General features: G+C 41.5%; 15 protein-coding genes and 1 pseudogene. 7 read left to right on the forward strand and 9 right to left on the reverse strand.

All coding sequences use genetic code 11. The annotated features are described in order from the left end of the window. Window positions 1-350: 350 nt before the first annotated feature. The 4 genes from MO387_RS20305 to MO387_RS20320 form a co-directional block, all read right to left on the reverse strand. Window positions 351-1,046 (reverse strand): hypothetical protein, encoded by a 696-nt coding sequence (locus MO387_RS20305; protein WP_107949178.1) that lies wholly within the window; start codon window positions 1,044-1,046, stop codon window positions 351-353. Between the two features lies 1 nt (window position 1,047). After that, window positions 1,048-2,133, reverse strand: a complete 1,086-nt coding sequence (locus tag MO387_RS20310) for a hypothetical protein (protein WP_107949175.1) — start codon at window positions 2,131-2,133, stop codon at window positions 1,048-1,050. Then, complete coding sequence (locus tag MO387_RS20315; RefSeq protein ID WP_107949173.1) at window positions 2,133-3,194, reverse strand: hypothetical protein; 1,062 nt, start codon at window positions 3,192-3,194, stop codon at window positions 2,133-2,135. Before MO387_RS20315 ends, MO387_RS20310 begins: the two co-directional genes overlap by 1 nt. Before the next feature lie 107 nt (window positions 3,195-3,301). Next, a complete protein-coding gene (locus MO387_RS20320; protein ID WP_199908756.1) occupies window positions 3,302-4,216 on the reverse strand; it encodes a nuclease-related domain-containing protein in 915 nt (304 codons plus the stop codon). Between the two features lie 351 nt (window positions 4,217-4,567). Here MO387_RS20320 and MO387_RS20325 point away from each other — a divergent pair, with 351 nt between their 5' ends. Beyond that, a complete protein-coding gene (locus tag MO387_RS20325; protein WP_227257013.1) occupies window positions 4,568-5,383 on the forward strand; it encodes an ABC transporter substrate-binding protein in 816 nt (271 codons plus the stop codon). Window positions 5,384-5,440: 57 nt separating this feature from the next. On the opposite strand, the pseudogene MO387_RS20330 reads toward MO387_RS20325, so the two are convergent. Continuing rightward, window positions 5,441-5,527, reverse strand: a pseudogene (locus tag MO387_RS20330) (DUF3297 family protein); the annotation flags it as partial. 219 nt (window positions 5,528-5,746) lie between these two features. Between MO387_RS20330 and thrS the strand changes: the two are divergent. Next, window positions 5,747-6,985, forward strand: a complete 1,239-nt coding sequence (gene thrS, locus MO387_RS20335) for a threonine--tRNA ligase (RefSeq protein ID WP_347342546.1) — start codon at window positions 5,747-5,749, stop codon at window positions 6,983-6,985. A 92-nt stretch (window positions 6,986-7,077) separates the two neighbouring features. Here thrS and MO387_RS20340 read toward each other — a convergent pair whose 3' ends face one another. Then, entirely contained in the window at window positions 7,078-7,323 is a 246-nt protein-coding gene (locus MO387_RS20340; RefSeq protein ID WP_006080205.1) for a DUF3297 family protein, read from the reverse strand. 317 nt (window positions 7,324-7,640) lie between these two features. Here MO387_RS20340 and MO387_RS20345 point away from each other — a divergent pair, with 317 nt between their 5' ends. Then, window positions 7,641-8,057: a ribosome recycling factor family protein gene (locus tag MO387_RS20345; RefSeq protein WP_107949164.1), complete on the forward strand. Its 417-nt coding sequence runs from the start codon at window positions 7,641-7,643 to the stop codon at window positions 8,055-8,057. 31 nt (window positions 8,058-8,088) lie between these two features. On the opposite strand, the gene MO387_RS20350 is transcribed toward MO387_RS20345, so the two are convergent. After that, window positions 8,089-8,268 carry a DUF6435 family protein gene (locus MO387_RS20350; protein WP_011845786.1) on the reverse strand — a complete coding sequence of 60 codons (180 nt, stop codon included), beginning with the start codon at window positions 8,266-8,268 and terminating at the stop codon, window positions 8,089-8,091. A gap of 221 nt (window positions 8,269-8,489) precedes the next feature. Beyond that, window positions 8,490-10,154: a methyl-accepting chemotaxis protein gene (locus tag MO387_RS20355; RefSeq protein ID WP_063881674.1), complete on the reverse strand. Its 1,665-nt coding sequence runs from the start codon at window positions 10,152-10,154 to the stop codon at window positions 8,490-8,492. Window positions 10,155-10,475: 321 nt separating this feature from the next. On the opposite strand from MO387_RS20355, the gene MO387_RS20360 reads away from it, so the two are divergent. Beyond that, complete coding sequence (locus MO387_RS20360; protein WP_107950330.1) at window positions 10,476-10,706, forward strand: hypothetical protein; 231 nt, start codon at window positions 10,476-10,478, stop codon at window positions 10,704-10,706. A 259-nt stretch (window positions 10,707-10,965) separates the two neighbouring features. Then, window positions 10,966-13,155: an OsmC domain/YcaO domain-containing protein gene (locus tag MO387_RS20365; RefSeq protein ID WP_107949162.1), complete on the forward strand. Its 2,190-nt coding sequence runs from the start codon at window positions 10,966-10,968 to the stop codon at window positions 13,153-13,155. Window positions 13,156-13,334: 179 nt separating this feature from the next. Here MO387_RS20365 and MO387_RS20370 read toward each other — a convergent pair whose 3' ends face one another. Beyond that, the gene (locus MO387_RS20370) at window positions 13,335-14,243 is read right to left on the reverse strand and encodes a sensor domain-containing diguanylate cyclase (protein ID WP_063881664.1); all 909 of its coding nucleotides are present in this window, start codon (window positions 14,241-14,243) and stop codon (window positions 13,335-13,337) included. Between the two features lie 379 nt (window positions 14,244-14,622). On the opposite strand from MO387_RS20370, the gene MO387_RS20375 reads away from it, so the two are divergent. Together MO387_RS20375 and MO387_RS20380 are read left to right on the forward strand one after the other, a co-directional pair. Continuing rightward, complete coding sequence (locus tag MO387_RS20375) at window positions 14,623-15,093, forward strand: cupin domain-containing protein (RefSeq protein WP_107949160.1); 471 nt, start codon at window positions 14,623-14,625, stop codon at window positions 15,091-15,093. Between the two features lie 513 nt (window positions 15,094-15,606). Then, the gene (locus tag MO387_RS20380; protein WP_242326481.1) at window positions 15,607-16,236 is read left to right on the forward strand and encodes a hypothetical protein; all 630 of its coding nucleotides are present in this window, start codon (window positions 15,607-15,609) and stop codon (window positions 16,234-16,236) included. Window positions 16,237-16,317 lie beyond the last annotated feature (81 nt).

Raw genomic sequence — 16,317 nt, forward strand, 5'->3', positions numbered from 1 at the left:
GCGCCATCAAGATAAACAAGATCAGGAACATGAGGCTCAATTGTCGTTGCAGATGATGTAGGTTCTTGGAATAGCCCCTTCCAGGGGCAAGTCAAAGCCGCCTTCTAAGAAGGCGGATTCTTTACTGGTTAGTTTTCATTCTGCTGAGATTGAGCTTGCTAATTAGCTTTATAAGTCGCTGATAATAGAGTGCTGCTAATTGCCTGCCGCAGGCTCTCGCACTGTTACACCAGTGACACGCCGTGGATACATCCCTGTAGGCTCTACTAAAACATCCTGTTTTAGAAGGTCACTGGTGCAACAATGCCAGTTCTGGTGTAACCGTTGAGTGAAGGGTTATGTCTGTTCTGTCATTCTCTTTTCTTAGCAGCATTTAATAGTTCTGAATTCAAAAGTGTTGTTAGTTTTTTTGAATGAGATATAGCACCTGTTTTCCGTAGTTCTAAACTAACATCCTCTCCATTATATCTGAAATGGCAATTTAGCTTGTCTACAACGTATCCTTCAATTTTGTATTTATTATTAAAGTCAGTTAGCGCATTTTGACTTGAAGTTATTTCAATTCTAGCTCTAGATTTTGTCGATATTGCTATTCCAGAAAATATAGCTTTCTTTATCTTGAATTGTTTTATTTCAGAGTTTTCAGTTAAAGTGTTAAGGAAATCTATTATAGGAATTGATATAGAACTTATAGAGATATCTGATTTCAGTATTTCCTCTAAGTTAGAAAATAGTGATATTGAAGATCGAGGAGTGTTTTCTATATGAATTAGATATTTGTTTAAGTATATTTCTGTAATGGAAAACTTTACTATTTTATATCTGATTGACTCTGAGGTGACTTCATCACCAAAGATATTTAAATAGCTGTCTATGTATGTGAACTTTTCAGAGTATTTTGCTAAAACACTTCCGCCAGCGATACTAATTAAATCAAATCCATATGGATCTGATTGTTGGTGCTTACTTTCTCTTAACTTTTCTGATATTTCTGAGATAGTAAGTTTGGTAGTAAGTTGGTACCAATTACTTCGCTGTATTGTCATTTTAATCACCTTTAGTAATTAGCTCTTTTGATAGTTTATCAATTGCATCCCATGCAGTTTTTTTAATTATTTTGTTTAAGGTCTTTTCATCAAAAGATGAAACTGAAGTTCTATTAGGATAATGTCCGCTAATTGTTCCAACACTTCCTTCATCTTTTCGTTTGAAAGAACCCTTTACAATGTAAGAAAAGTCTCTACATTCCTCCGCGTTACTAAATTGGGCTTCAAAAACATATAGATCTGATGATGGGGTGTTAGTTAATGTAGCTTTCCATGTTACCTTCCATGTATAAAAACCTTGAGAGTGAAGATTCATCAATTCTTCAGATAAATTTACTCCAGTACCTTTTAAAGATGCACTTGTTATATGAACTTCGTTTTCTTCTCCTGATAATATTTTTTTTGCTGGATTAAAAACATAAGTATCTGTTACATCTATACAAGTATAACCATTCATTTCCTTTGTTAAATATTCAAAGAATTTACTTCTATCTTCAGCTTTTTCAAAGGCACAAAGTTCAATTTCATTTTTTTGTAATGATTTATCTTTTTCCTCTAAAATATCAATTAATATATCACTTATTTCAGAAAGTTTTTTGTTTTGAGGATGCTGAATATCTAATCCATGATCTGTTTCTTCAATCGTAAGAACTGCATCACGAGTACATATTTGTTGAAAGTCATTTTTTGATAAGTTTAATGTTTGGTAGGTTATTAATAACTCTATCTTTTTCCCTTCTTGTAGTGTTCGATGCTCAACTGTTGCACCTTCATTAATTATCTCATCTTTTATTTTTCTTATTGAGCTTTCAACATCTTTTACTTTTAGTGATGTTTCTAAAGCAAATGTAGTAAGTTTTTCTTTTCGGCTGTTTACGCCTAGTATAGTTGAAAGGTTATCGTAATCCTCATAACTATGAAAGAATGAGGAGTATTCTTTTGCAAGTTCTTCTTTATCTGTTTTCTTTGAAACAATAACTCCTCTGTAGAAGAACATTTGAAGAATTTCATCTTTAGTAACTTTGTGTTGGTTTATCGCGTCAAAGATAGCTTTATCTGTTGCTGCATGTAAGGATGACTGTAACATTATCTATCCCATCCAATATTATTAGTACTGAAAACAGTTTTTGTTTGTTCAACAATTTCAAACTCTATAGATCTTAACACTTCTGCTTTATATTCATCGCCTCCAAGGCTATTGATATACATTGCAATTGCAGTTTGAAAACTACTACGGATATCATCGAATGGTTTGTTGTGTGCAACTCTAATTCTAATTTTATTTTCTTTTGTTCTAAGAATTTGAAGGTTAGACAGCATATCCAAAAGGTAAATGAATTCTAAACTGGTTTCTCCAGTTCGATTGTAGTAAATAACATAACCCTTCCCATATCGGGTTACAGGTTTGCTTTGTGTTTCACACCATTTAGTTATTTCATCATGCTTAATTATCAAATAAGGGCCAGATATTAGCTCAATTGTAGCAGGATGTTGATTTGTGTCTCCTTTCAGTTTGTGCTGAAGAAGGTCTGGGTAATAAAATGAATATGTTTTTTCTGGAAATAAACCATCTCTATGTAATTTATCCATATCAGAAATTATTGTTCTCATATATTGAATTAGTAATGGTTCAATTATATGAATTTGCTGCCCCTCTCTAACTGGTAAATTCCCAATATTTATGCCACCAGCCAGTTTTCCACTTTTTCCTACTTTAGGTTTGAATAATTCAGAAAAACTATTATGATATTCACCGTCGTGATTATATACAAATAGAAGTCCACGAATTTCATAGTTTTGTATGTTTAAAGCATATCGCTTATTCCATTCTTCACTACCTTCTGCACAATCAATAGTTCTAGCTAGAGAGGTTAGAGCCTCTCTTACCGCACTCGATGTTATCGATGATTTTTTATAGCTTTTTAGGTCAGTGTTAAAGAATATATAACGTCCTTTATATGGATCTTTATATTTAAATATTGTATCCACTGGATGCGTTTTCTTATCTTGTGTACTGCTGCTATGTTCAGCACCTTTGTGGCATTTGAAATTAAGATCTTTAATTGGTAGGTGATCCCATTTAAACCATTTAAATATATCTTCTGAAACTTTTTCTGCCATTATTGCAATACTTGATGTTTCTGACATTTTTATTTCCTTAAATTATTTTCCTATCAGAAAGTTAATTGTGGCGAACAATAATACATTTTTATACTTGTTGTTTTTATAAGCGTCCAAAGCAGTTATTTTTGTAATCATTTCCCCACCTCGCTTTTACTCAGGCATCTTTGGGCGACTTGGTAGATGATGGTGTCGACTTGTTGCTGGGTTAGAGCTTGGGTTCTTAGCGTTGGGATAGTGCCGACTAATTGTTTGTGGTTGACGATCGGGAACGGTGGTTTGGTCTGGCAGGTGACATACCAGCCGGGGAATACGAGTACTGGGGTTGAGGATACTGGTGTTCCTGTGGCTTTGGTTAACCATTGACTGACCCATTTGCTTTGCCGTTCTGCCTGTTCTATGGGTTTGGTTTCTGTCCACGAGGGGAAGTTTAAGCGCCCGTCTTTGTAAAATACTTGATAGCCTTTTTTGCCAGAGCTTGAGCCATTGCCATTGGTTTGGAGTAGGTCTTTATTGCGCTTATGGCGGCCTTTGGTTTCAATGGCGAATACGCCATTTTTGCCTACGACAAGATGGTCGATGTTAAAGCCGTCGGCTTGGACATCGTGAAACACTTGATAACCCAAGGCTTGTAAGCCGATAAGCTCATTGGCTGTGGCAATTTCAGCGGTATGACCGAGGCGTAATTTGGTGAGCTTTGAAAAGAGTTTCCAAGTTTTAATACCGAAGTAAATTACTCCTATTAAACCTGTTAAGGCGAACAACCAAGGGAATTTTCCGACTGTGATATGCGCTTGGATGCTGCTGGCGGCAAATGGAAGGCAAACAATCAATAGTCCCATCATCATGCAGCCGATTAAATCTAATTGCAGATCATGGATTTGCTCTTGTAAGCCATAGGCGGGGATACGGGTCAGTTGCTCACGATCAACGGGCAGCTTGACGGTTGCATCGCGATGTTTGAGCAACACATACATCACACCCACTGTGACAAGAAGGCCAGACAGAAGTATCCCGTAGGATAAAAGAATGCTGCTGAAATCGGTCATTTACGTCCCTGAAGTAATGCGAGTCAATAGTTAACCCGATGACATAACCCGCTAATAAAATGTACTTATTATTTTGGAAAGTGGTGGCAGACTTGTCTGCTTAGAGTTTGGGCGCACATTGCTGATTTGCTTCTTCTTCCTTAAATGGCGTCTTCGATGATTGAGTTCGAGTTTGCCCTGCATTTTCCTGAGTGGTCACACTTTTTACTTTGTGGTCACACTTTAACCTGCTCTATGCGGTTTAATCAATGATGTTTATCACAATTACAGGCTGGGTCTATGTTTTATGCACTTTAGTTTTCGATTTTTTGAGTTATGCTAAATGCAACATTTAAATTTGCGGGCATCTCTATGTATTTTAAAAGTATCCTTGTTTCGTTGCCTTCTGTTTACGCTATTCTGTGTGTGCTTGGTTGTGGTTTTTTCGCGGACATCATTGTCGCCGCTGAGGTGCAATCGACTCATTTTTCTAAAGTGCTGCGTGCCGATTTTCGACATCGTCCTCCTGAGATGGTGCTTGATGAGCGAACTAATACTATGACGAGTCCGTTAAAGGATATTCTTGAGGAAGCGGCGGCTAAGGTCGGTTATCGCGTCGAATGGAGCGCGCGTCCTTTTGCTCGCAGCATTCATGAGTTGCGGGTAGGCACGGTCGACATTGTGCCGCGCACGATACGAGACGAAGAACGAGAGGCATTTGTACGGTTTCTTGGTCCTATCGGCACTCAGACTCGCGATATTTTGTTTCTCGTAAAAGCCGGCGAGGAAGGACGGATTAAGTCCTATGAGGATTTGTATCAGCTTACTGTAGGGGTTAAACGGGGCACAGTTTATTTTGAGCGTTTTAATACGGATCCCGCGCTACGTAAAATTGAGTCTACCGATGATGAAAACATGGCTCGCATGTTTATCATGGGGCGTTTTGACACTATGGTAGTGCTCGATCGTGCCGCCATTGAGAATGCCTTCAAGCAGCTCGGTTACGATCGTTTTAGCTATGCCGATTACCGTCAGTCGAATCGGATCGAACATTATTTTGGTATGTCCCGTAACTCTACCCATGCTGCTATTTTCGATGAACTTAATCGGGCGCTGCTTGATATGGCTGCATCGGGCCGTGTAAAACAGATTTACCAGGCCTATGGTTTAGCCGCAGAAGTAGAATAGGCAAACAAAAATGGCCAATATTAATTGGCCGTTTTTATGATCTAGCTCTTTGCAAGCTTAACGATAAAAGGCTTCAACTGTGTCTTTTACTGTGAGCAAAAGAGGTTGGCCGCGACGGTCTAATAATTCATTATGGATGGCCATTTATTTTGTCTTTATTTTGTCTGCCATTTATTTTTTTATAAACAAAATGCTTGCTGCGATAGGGATGATTTGTTATTACTGGCGCATGAAAAAAATATACGTAAGCGCAATTAACACCACCACTACCACCACGAGAATTCTCGGGGGGTAGTTTTTTGCGTCTTTAAAAAAACCCTCTGAGCGACATCGCCAGAGGGTTTTTTTATACCTTGGTTTTGTATTTCGCTCAGATTTTACTCAGATTTTACTCAGGAGAGAATGATGAAAACACATCGCGAAATTGCAGAACAACTTGACCTATTTCACTCTGAACCACAGGCGCCGGGTATGATTTTTTGGCACCCGAATGGCTGGGCGTTATTCCGAGATATTCAAGAGCACATGAGGCGCGTGTATCGCCGAAATGGTTTTGAGGAAGTGAACACGCCTGTTTTTATGAAGAAGGAGTTATGGCAAACGTCTGGGCATATGGACATGTTTGCAGAGAACATGTTTTTCGGTGGCGGAAAAGAAAACATGGGTGAATATGTTTTAAAACCTATGTCTTGTCCTGCCCATATTTTGCTGTTTAAGCGCGGGGTACATAGCCATAGAGATTTGCCACTGCGACTATTTGAGTTTGGCTTGGTGCACCGTAATGAATCCTCAGGCTCGTTAAATGGTTGCCTGCGCGCACGCCAGTTCACTCAGGATGATGCCCATGTTTTTTGCTGTTGGTCTCAGGCAGAGGAGGAGATATGTGGTTTTCTCCAACGGGCAAAGCAGGTTTATGGTGATTACGGCTACCATAATTTAGACGTAAAAATATCGACTAAACCTGAGAAGGCATTAGGCAGCGATGAGCAATGGTGCCGAGCACAAAAGCTATTGGATTCAGCCTGCCAGGTTGAGGGCTTTGATGCCGAGTATCAAGCTGGCGAAGGGGCTTTTTATGGTCCCAAAATTGAATTGTCACTGACAGATTCTATGGGAAGACGCTGGCAGTGTGGCACTATCCAGTTTGATTTCAATTTGCCTGAAAGATTCGATGTTCAGTACACAAATGAGCAAGGTGAATTCGAACGGCCAGTGATTATGCACCAAGCTATGTATGGCTCTATCGAGCGTTGGTTGGGGATTCTCTTGGAAGTCTCACAGGGTAACCTGCCGGATTGGTTGCATCCCGTGCCTGTTGCTATTGCCTCAGTGAATGAGTCAAACAGTCAATTTGTCCGTCAGTTAGCCGCACTATGTTTAGCACGAGACATGCGAGTGTTGGTTGATATCAGTCAAAACTCAGTTGCCCGCAAAATGAAACGCTTTCACAAGCAAAAAGTGCCTTACATCTTAACGGTTGGGGATAAGGAAGAAGCCGAGAAGTGTGTGTCAGTTAAGTGCCGCAAAGATGGTGTTATGACTCACATCCCTCTTGCTGAATTAGCTGACTATCTTGCGGATAAACTAGTTCGAAAACAATAATATAAGGGGAATGGTGTTTGCTATTTAAGGCTAGCTAGGGTTCCCACGGCTAGCCTTTACTCATTTTATGATCCCGCTCTTTGCGCTAAGGCTTAACGATAAAAGGCTTCAACTGTGCCTTTTACTGTGAGCAAAAGAGGTTGGCCGCGACGGTCTAAGGATTTGCTTGGTACTTTTACCCAACCTTCACTGATGCAATATTCTTCGACATCAAAACGCTCTTTGCCGTTGAGCTTAATACCGATATCGTGCTCGAAAATTTCTGCCACATGGTGTGGGCTGCGTGGGTTAACGGAAAGGCGATCCGGTAAAGCAGGTAATGATGTTGTGTCGGTCATGGTCGTGATCTGTCGTTGTCTATAGTGAAAAAGCGTGCGCTATTGTAGGCAATCCCAGCGCAACGCTCAAGACTTTAACTGTGACTGATTACGCAGCATGGATAAGTATGGCGGCATCTGTTCGTCAACCTTATTAGCCTGCGAGGATACAGTGCTACACTTTCGCGCGTGGTATTTTCTGGCGCTTGAATGTTAAGTCGAGCAGACTTTATTCTATAGCCATGAAAATCTGCGATAAATCAACAGTTCTAAACGATCGGCTATAGATCAATAGCGATTATCCAACAGCTATTAATCAGAGTTATTAATCAAGAGTTATGAACGACGACATTAGTATCTCGCTGCCCTCGCTTATTCATCGAATTGGGCGGGAGGCGGTTAAACAAGCTCAAGCGATTGCAATCCAATATGATTGCGAGCTTAAGCGTGTGCGACGTTCGAGGAATTGGTGCATGGTGGGTGGGGCGATTAAGATCCAATCCTGCAGTGCGCATTTACAAGTCGAGTCGTTGCCAGCGAAGCAGTTAACAGCTAAAGATGACCAGTTTGGTTATCTTATCAAAAAGTTGGAAACGGCCTTGCTGCAACATGCGGATAAGCTAGAGCCCTTAGACGCTAAGTTGATTCGGCTTATCACTGACAATCCCGCGATCACTTTAGGTCAGTTGATGCAACTGACCCAATGTACTATCACAGAAGCCAGATTGGCACGTTTTCAAGCCGACTCTTGGTAGTTTGCTTACTTTGCGTTCTCGCTATGCGCCTCTATTGCTTGGCTGCTTTTTCTAACACTTTTATTTGATTTTCAATTTGCTCGGCTTCAGCGGTCAGCATTGAGTAGGATCGAATATCGCCTTTTCTCTGTGCATGCATCGCTTCTTCAAGCTTTGCATTGTATTGCTGAGTTAACTTTTTTAAGGGATTTTTCTTAAAGATTGAAAACATGGTCACTTCTACTGAGTTGAGTATTTGGGTTATATACGTAGGTAACGGGATTTAAGTTTTACTTTTTTAAATTAAAATCAGCGCCTCCAACTCTTAATCCACAATCCACAATCCACAATCCACAGCCATCGGCCTCAGCAAGGCTGAGACCTTATCTTACATTTTCAGCAAACCAATGGGTTGCTATGTCTTAATTAGCTTACAACCCATTCAAAATAAGTTTAAATCTTAAACTGGCCGACGAGTTTACCGAGGTTAATTCCTTCTTGCGATACGGTTTGGCTGACTCTGGCAGCATCTTCACTGGAATGAAGTAACTCATTCACAATCTCTTGGATGGCGAACACGTTGCGGTTGATTTCTTCGGTCACAGAGCTTTGTTCCGTAGCCGCCGTTGCAATTTGGGTGCTCATGTCGTTGATTGCCGTGACCGCCGATGTCACTGAGCCTAGGCTTTCGGAGATTGCGCGTGAAGAGTCTACCGAGCGTACGCAGCTTTGCTGACTTTCTTCCATCGTTTTCACCGCCAGCGCCACAAGCTTGTGCAGTTCGGATAGCATCTCGTTGATTTCTAGCGTGCTTGATTGAGTTCGACTCGCTAAGTTACGCACTTCATCGGCCACCACGGCAAAGCCTCTACCTTGTTCTCCGGCGCGAGCGGCTTCGATGGCGGCATTTAATGCTAATAGGTTAGTTTGCTCGGCGATGCCGCCAATCACTGACAGAACGTTATTGATTTTCTTTGACTGTTCGCTCAAGGATTGAATATTGCCAGCCGCATTGTTGATTTGCGCCATGAGCGCGGATATTTCTTCTAAAGAAGCATCGACGCAACGCTGAGCATTGGCTACATCGCCAGTGGCAGCGTGAGTCGCTTCAGCCACTTGCGTGGTATTTTGCGCTACTTCGCTGGCGGTGGCTGACATTTCAGTGATGGCGGTAACTACTTGATCAGTTTCATTGTTATGGCTGATGAGCTGGCTCGACATGACTTTGGTTTGATCGTGAATCGCGTTGGCCGCGCTTTTAACTTTAGCGGTCGCGTTTGCCACATCGCCTATGATGGTTTGGAGCTTATCGACAAACAGGTTAAAGGATTGACCTAGTTGCGCTATTTCATCTTCACCTTTCACTGTGAGGCGTTTAGTTAAATCACCTTCGCCTTTGGCGATATCGTTTAAGTTGTCCGCCATATTTTTAATCGGTGCCACCATGCGCTGGGCGGTGGCGAGAATAACGACGGCAGTCATCGCAGCGAGTAACAGTGCAATTAACAGAATGGCATAGGACTTATCGATCATTTGCTCTGTGACCGTTGCACGATAATCCTCAACGACAGCGTCGATATCATCGATATAAGCGCCCGTGCCTAGCATCCAATCTGTGCCAGGGATCATCATGGAGTAACCGATTTTCTCAATTTGCTCATTAGTATTGGGTTTTTGGAAATAGAAGGAGAAGTTACCGTCACCCTTTTTAGCTGCATCGAGTAAACCAACAATGATTTTTGTGCCGCGGGGATCTGTCATATCAATTTTATTTTGCCCTTCGAGGTTGGGCATGACGGCATGGAACAGGTTTTTGCCTTGAGAGTCGTAAATAAAGAAGTAACCAGAACTGCCAAAACGGATATCACGGAGCGCTTGATTTACATTGCCATTTTCTTTTAAAGACAACTGATATTGCACTATGCCGGCCGCAATTTCGGTGGCTTCTTTTATTTGGGTTTTACGTTCACCGATAAGCTTAGTTCTAAAGGTCGTGACTTCATCGGCAAGGGCGCTTTGTTCGACATAGTAAGAAACTGTCATGAGTATGCACAGGGTCAAGATTAACGGGAACAGCGATAACAGCAGTAGTTTGTTACGTAAACTGAAATTAGACATGCTTGATGACTCCGTGATGAACATCCTTTTTATTGCAGGGCAGTATAGCTAATTTCCCATATTCTTAAGTGCTTAAGTTAACAAAAATATAATGTAAATGACAAAAAAACCGCTTTTTTCTTATGCCTCATGGGTTGGGTATACCTTAAGTTCGGTCACTTTGGTTGATCTTAATCAAGGCCCAATATGGAAAATGCGTTCACTATATTAGTTAAACTTGATGCAAATGGCGGCTAGACTTTCGCGAACCTTGAGCAGGTATCTAAACTTGCAGCGGGTCGGCAGCAAAGTGACATGGCGGCGAAGGGTAAGGGCGGAACAGTGACGAATGAAAAGCTGATTTTAACGCTGAAAATCTGCATTAGTGTGGGTATTTGTCTTATTGCGCTGGGTATTTATCTGCATAACTTTAATGACACTGTTGAAGCGATGGGCGTGCAGGGGATTATTCTCAGTGCTATGTGTGTCGCCTTTGGCATGGCGTTATCATTACCCACTAAGATGTATTTAACCTTTCTGTTAGTTAAGCGAGAGACTGAAAAACATCAATAATTTGTTTTTGTACTTGGTTTTAATCTGCGACTAATTGGCTTACTTGGCCTTCATGTTATTCAATCTCAGTTCAAACTCAAACCTGCTATTCAACCCACTAAGCTAAGCCGCAAATGCCCCGATTGTGGTTTTTAACATAATTAACTCAAGACTAATGGGCCAAAAACACCGATAATTCCCCCTTAATGACTCATTACCAATGACGCGACTTGGTCGATGGGCTGCTACAGACTCGCATATTTAGTGGAAATCATATTCAATGGAAATCAAAGTTAATTTTCTCGACAATCTTAGACTTGAAGCCAAGTTTGATGATTTTACCGTTACAGCCGATCAGCCGATCCGCTACAAAGGTGATGGTTCTGCTCCTAGTCCGTTTGATTATTTCTTAGCGTCGTCAGCCCTGTGTGCGGCCTATTTCGTGAAGGTGTATTGCAAAGCCCGCGATATTCCAACGGATAACATCAGACTGTCGCAGAACAATATTGTCGATCCAGAAGATCGCTACAACCAGATTTTCCAAATTCAGGTTGAATTGCCAGAAGATATTTCCGATAAAGATCGCGAAGGTATTTTGCGTTCAATTGACCGTTGTACCGTTAAAAAAGTGGTGCAAACGGGTCCAGAATTTAAGATTGAAACCGTTGAAAACCTAGACGCAGACGCCAATGCCATGTTGATGGGCCAGCCTAATGGCGCATCGAGCACCTTTATTCTGGGTAAAGATCTGCCACTGGAGCAGACCATTGCCAATATGACGGGCATGCTCGCCGATCTTGGAATGAAGATTGAGATCTCATCATGGCGTAACATAGTGCCGAACGTGTGGTCACTGCATATTCGTGACGCCGCTTCGCCAATGTGTTTTACCAATGGTAAAGGCGCGACTAAAGAAAGTGCACTGTGCTCGGCACTCGGCGAGTTTATTGAGCGGTTAAATAACAACTTTTTCTATAATGATCAATTCTTTGGTACCGAAATCGCTAATAGCGAATTTGTGCATTATCCCAATGAAAAGTGGTTTGCATTAGAAGAAGACGATGCGCTACCAGCGGGTATTCTGGATGACTATTGTTTAGAGATTTACAACCCAGACGACGAGCTGTGCGGTTCGCACTTGATTGATACTAATTCGGGCAATCTTAAGCGCGGCATTTGTGCTATTCCTTACACCCGTAAATCTGACGGTGAAACGGTTTACTTCCCATCGAACCTGATTGAAAACCTATTTTTAAGTAACGGTATGAGCGCGGGCAATAACCTGCAAGAAGCGCATGTGCAGTGCCTGTCAGAGATTTTTGAGCGTGCCGTTAAACGCCAAATCATTGAGCAAGAAATTGTATTGCCAGATGTGCCAATGCAGGTACTTGAAAAATATCCCAGTATTCTCGCGGGCATTAACGGCTTAGAAGAGCAAGGTTTCCCAGTTGTAGTCAAAGACGCTTCACTCGGCGGTCAATTCCCTGTGATGTGCGTGACCCTAATGAACCCGAAAACCGGCGGCGTGTTTGCCTCATTTGGCGCGCACCCAAGCTTTGAAGTGGCATTAGAGCGCAGCTTAACTGAATTACTGCAAGGCCGCAGTTTCGAAGGCTTAAACGACGTGCCAAAACCGACCTTTAACAGCATGGCGGTCAGTGAGCCAGAAAACTTTGTTGAGCACTTTATTGATTCAACAGGAGTGATTTCATGGCGCTTCTTTAGCAGTAAATTTGATTATGAATTTTGCGAATGGGATTTCTCTGGCACCAGCGAAGAAGAAGCCAGCAGTCTGTTTGGTATCTTAGAAGAGTTAGGTAAAGAGGTGTATATCGCTGAATTTACCGATTTAGGTGCATCGGCATGCCGTATTTTAGTACCTGATTATTCTGAAATTTATCCAGTTGATGACTTGATTTGGGATAACACCAACAAGGCGCTGGCATACCGTGAAGATATCCTAAATCTGCATTCGTTAAGCACTAAACAGCTGGTTAATTTGGTTAATCGTTTAGAAGAAAGCCAACTCGATAACTACACGGATATCCGCACCTTAATCGGCATTGTATTCGATGAAAATACCGTTTGGGGTCAGCTCACGATTATCGAGCTTAAGATCCTGATTTATTTGGCGCTCGGTGCGCACGAAGACGCGATTGAGCTAGTCGGTGAGTTCCTGCAGTTTAACGACAATACCGTTAAACGCGGCCTGTTCTACCAAGCTATGAATGCTGTATTGGAAGTGACTTTAGATGACGAGTTAGAGCTTGATGATTTTATCCATAATTTCAACCGCATGTTCGGTAAAGAAGTGATGGACAACGTTGTTGGCTCAGTCACAGGTAAAGTGCGTTTTTATGGCCTGACTAAGACCAGCATGCAGCTCGAAGGCATTGAGCCGCATTTAAGATTGATTGAAAGCTATAAAAAGCTGCATCAAGCCCGTAAAGCTGCGAAAGACGCGAATTAATTCTGTTATTTGGCATTAGCTTAATGTGTTTAAAAGCGAACCTTAGGGTTCGCTTTTTTGTTTGCAGCCTTTGTGATTCAACCTTGTCATGAGTATTTCTAACTATAACTTGTTAAGGGCACTTTCTATGGGATGAGCATTCGTTATTGTCATTGGTAGTTAGAACGACTTAAGTCCGCTCAGGCTGTATTTGATATAACTCGATTTTTACCGTTACGTTTCGCTTGATACAGGGCCGCATCGGCCCGCTTAAGCGTGTCTTCATAGGAAGTATCCAATGCTTCTATGCTGGCAACCCCGATACTTACGGTGGCAAACAAGCCATTAACCGCATGTTGTTGCAGTGCCGAGTAAAAACAATCGCAGAGGTATTCTGCAAATTTAACCGCCTGAGACTGTTCGACACCGGGCAGGGCAATCACAAATTCATCCCCACCAAAACGATACGCGCTATCGGTTTTTCTAAATTGAGTGCGACAGGTTTCAGCAACGGCGATGATAATTTTATCGCCAGCATGGTGGCCTAACTGGTCATTGATGGACTTTAAGTGGTCTAAATCGAGGATCAAGATTGAGGTGGGCGTACGGTGGCGCTGAAAAGTGTCGAATTGAACGGTTAAGTCGCGTTCTAATCGGCGGCGATTATATAATCCTGTGAGCTGATCGGTATCGCTGAGCTGACGCAGTTGCAGTTCAAGCTCATGTCGCTGTGAGATATTACTGGCGACCCAGAGCACCACTGGCTCATCATTGACGAGAAAGTCTAGCGCTTGAATTCGCCCCTCAAACCAAATGGGTTGATCTGGGCCTTCGTCGGGTAAGCCTTTGACATCTTTATTGCTGAGCTCATATTCTTCAATCAGTAACGCTCGGCTAGCTAAGGCTTGTTCGATAATGCCTAAGAAGTAATTTGTTTTATCGGGGTTTAATACATCAGCAATGTACAAACCTACTAAGCCACTACCATCGTGGTAATAACGCCCATCTTTACCGCCGAATACAGCCACGTACCGACCACTTTTTGACAATATTAAGGCAGGATCTGGCAGTGCATCGAGGATTAACGCCATCTGTTCAATATTGATCATCAATTAAGATCCCTGTGGAAAATCACTTAACTTTATGTCTGCGTGTCCAAGTCATCATTACGAGCCGCTCTTTGGAGCTTTAGCCGCCAATGAATCCCGCTAACTCATAATAATCTAGCCGCTTTTGGTGCGAACAACAAACCATAACGACACGCCGTACAATTTATTTGTCGTCACGATTTTGCCAAGTCGCCAGCGCGATTGATGCCACAAGCCATAACTCTCTCTTTGCTTATTGTAACGAGTCAATAGTGATATGTTGAACTTTGGCGTGTGTGCTTATGTTCAAAAAGCTAAACCGCAATGCTTAGTGAGCAGATGTTTTTCGAGTAGACTCTAGAACCTGAATTGTGGTTTTAATTTTATCCAGGGATTTATAATGCATACAGCCGATGATTTTATTGAACATTTAGCACTAGAACAGCATGTTGAAGGCGGCTATTACCGCTCATCCTATCGTTCTGAAACGCCGTTTGATCAGACTCGGGCATTATGGAGCAGTATCTATTTTTTACTGCGCACGGGGGAAGTTTCCCACTTTCACCGACTAACCGCCGATGAAATGTGGTACTTCCATGCAGGACAATCGCTCACCATTTATATGATTGACCCTGAAGGCGTGTTAACCACGGCGCAATTAGGGCTTAATTTAGCGGCGGGTGAGCGACCACAGTTTTTAGTCCCTAAGGGCTGTATCTTTGGTTCAGCCATGAATCAACCCGGTTTTTCGCTCGTGGGCTGCATGGTGTCCCCCGGTTTTACCTTCGATGATTTCGAGTTATTTAGCCAAAAAACGTTACTAGCTCAATATCCGCAGCACAGCGAAATCATCAAGCGTCTGAGTCGATAGGCAGAGTGAGCGCTCATTTTAAGGAATAATTGGCTGGATTGTATGCTCGTCTCTGTCTGTTCTAACCTTGGTCTGCTTAAGATTAATTGTAGGTTATTAGGCTTACAGAATAATTAGAGTGCCAGAAGTTTAAATTGATTAAATAGTGTTCGGCTTGCTCATGTATAACCTGTATTTCTGTTTATATGAATCTAGTTTAGTTTATTTTTTATTAGGGTAATTCTTTGCGTGATAATGATTTGTATGAATGGGCTAAAATAGATAATAAATTAACAGGCTGTTTCCAATTATGAATCATTGATGGAGGAATATCTGCGGCTAACAGGTCAAAAGTAGTAATTAAATTACTACTCTTTAAATCATGCGATTAACCAATAGCGCTGCATATTTTCATGAAAATTAATCTTGCAGTGGATAATTTTTTAACTTTTTCGTGAAGCTTGCAACAAATGTATACAAAGTTGTTTTTGTTAACATTGGTTTCAATTTTTTAGGATAAATAAGTTTTCACGGATGATACGAGAGATTACAACTCTTTTTGGTATTTTGCTGTCTGTATTATGTTGTCCAGTGTATGCCAAAACTGTCTATAGATATAACTCACCTCTAGATTTTCAACGTTATTACACTACTCAAATTATTAGTGAACTAACTGACAGTCATATCAGAATCATTGATTTTGATTCAAACATGCAGCTTTTGTCGCACAAGATTGTTACCGGGAAAAGTCTAGAATATCAATGCACAGATCGCATTATAGGTGAGCAAGCCGCAAGCCTTGGTCATGCCTATAAGTATTGGTTTAGTAATCAGTTGGATTACTGTGAAATCGACTCAAGTTTTTTTCCTTATATATATGATTCCATCGTTTCTGAGTTAATAGTTGAGCCTAGCACTATTATCTTAAACATTCCGAACGATATCCCGCCTGAACTCGAATTACCTAATGGAACACTTATTCAGCATGTATTTGATTTGATACCTATAGCCGATTTCTCGTCCTTATACCCTGTGATTTCAAAACGATTAACGCAGAACGGAACACTCGTTGTGAAAGAAGGTAAATACACCTTCCAACTATTATTACTTTCTAAAGGAGACGGTGTTTTTCAAGATAGTTGTCACTCTTTGTTTAAATATTAAGCTGCATTTATTACGCCTTCTTCTGGTGCCTTATCTGGGTTGAGTGTTACAGCGCCAACCGCTTCACAATTTCTGATCTCT

It is taken from the genome of Shewanella sp. N2AIL, from assembly GCF_022690845.1.
GTDB lineage: Bacteria > Pseudomonadota > Gammaproteobacteria > Enterobacterales > Shewanellaceae > Shewanella > Shewanella baltica.

Bases quoted from the DNA above. Each gene is read 5' to 3' on its own strand.
- MO387_RS20305 (WP_107949178.1), bottom strand. From the start codon at position 1,046: ATGACAATACAGCGAAGTAATTGGTACCAACTTACTACCAAACTTACT.
- MO387_RS20310 (WP_107949175.1), bottom strand. From the start codon at position 2,133: ATGTTACAGTCATCCTTACATGCAGCAACAGATAAAGCTATCTTTGAC.
- MO387_RS20315 (WP_107949173.1), bottom strand. From the start codon at position 3,194: ATGTCAGAAACATCAAGTATTGCAATAATGGCAGAAAAAGTTTCAGAA.
- MO387_RS20320 (WP_199908756.1), bottom strand. From the start codon at position 4,216: ATGACCGATTTCAGCAGCATTCTTTTATCCTACGGGATACTTCTGTCT.
- MO387_RS20325 (WP_227257013.1), top strand. From the start codon at position 4,568: ATGTATTTTAAAAGTATCCTTGTTTCGTTGCCTTCTGTTTACGCTATT.
- MO387_RS20340 (WP_006080205.1), bottom strand. From the start codon at position 7,323: ATGACCGACACAACATCATTACCTGCTTTACCGGATCGCCTTTCCGTT.
- MO387_RS20345 (WP_107949164.1), top strand. From the start codon at position 7,641: ATGAACGACGACATTAGTATCTCGCTGCCCTCGCTTATTCATCGAATT.
- MO387_RS20350 (WP_011845786.1), bottom strand. From the start codon at position 8,268: ATGTTTTCAATCTTTAAGAAAAATCCCTTAAAAAAGTTAACTCAGCAA.
- MO387_RS20355 (WP_063881674.1), bottom strand. From the start codon at position 10,154: ATGTCTAATTTCAGTTTACGTAACAAACTACTGCTGTTATCGCTGTTC.
- MO387_RS20365 (WP_107949162.1), top strand. From the start codon at position 10,966: ATGGAAATCAAAGTTAATTTTCTCGACAATCTTAGACTTGAAGCCAAG.
- MO387_RS20370 (WP_063881664.1), bottom strand. From the start codon at position 14,243: ATGATCAATATTGAACAGATGGCGTTAATCCTCGATGCACTGCCAGAT.
- MO387_RS20375 (WP_107949160.1), top strand. From the start codon at position 14,623: ATGCATACAGCCGATGATTTTATTGAACATTTAGCACTAGAACAGCAT.
- MO387_RS20380 (WP_242326481.1), top strand. From the start codon at position 15,607: ATGATACGAGAGATTACAACTCTTTTTGGTATTTTGCTGTCTGTATTA.